Raw genomic sequence first — 539 nt, 5'->3', positions numbered from 1 at the left:
CTTCGTGCTGCAGGCCTTCACCGTTGAGGGTGGTACGGCCGGCGGTACCGCCGATCAGGAAGCCGCGGGTGCGGCTGTCGCCGGCAGCCCAGGCCAGGTCGCCAATACGCTGGAAGCCGAACATCGAATAGAAGATGTAGAACGGCAGCATCGGCTGGTTGTGGCTGGAGTACGAAGTACCGGCCGCGATGAAGGAGCTCATGGCGCCCGCTTCGTTGATGCCTTCTTCGAGGATCTGGCCCTTCTTGTCTTCGCGGTAGAACATCACCTGGTCTTTATCGACTGGCTCGTAGAGCTGGCCGACGGAGGAGTAGATGCCCAACTGGCGGAACATGCCTTCCATACCGAAGGTACGGGCTTCGTCCGGGATGATCGGCACGATGCGCTGGCCGATTTCCTTGTCCTTGACCAACTGCGCGAGGATCCGCACGAAGGCCATGGTGGTGGAGATTTCGCGATCGCCGGAACCGTCGAGGATGGCCTTGAGGGTATCCAGTGGCGGAGTCGGGATGCTGAAGCTCTTGGCGCGACGCTGAGGC

At 61.6% G+C, this 539-nt stretch carries 1 pseudogene; it reads right to left on the bottom strand.

Going from position 1 to position 539, the window contains the following annotated elements:
• Nucleotides 1-539: pseudogene (gene aceE, locus Q7C21_RS22835) on the bottom strand (pyruvate dehydrogenase (acetyl-transferring), homodimeric type); the annotation flags it as partial.

It is taken from the genome of Pantoea sp. ANP04, assembly GCF_041982285.1.
GTDB classification, from domain to species: domain Bacteria; phylum Pseudomonadota; class Gammaproteobacteria; order Enterobacterales; family Enterobacteriaceae; genus Pantoea; species Pantoea eucalypti.
The sequence above is the reverse complement of the archived record's forward strand: the minus strand, read 5'-3'. Positions and strand labels throughout refer to the sequence as shown.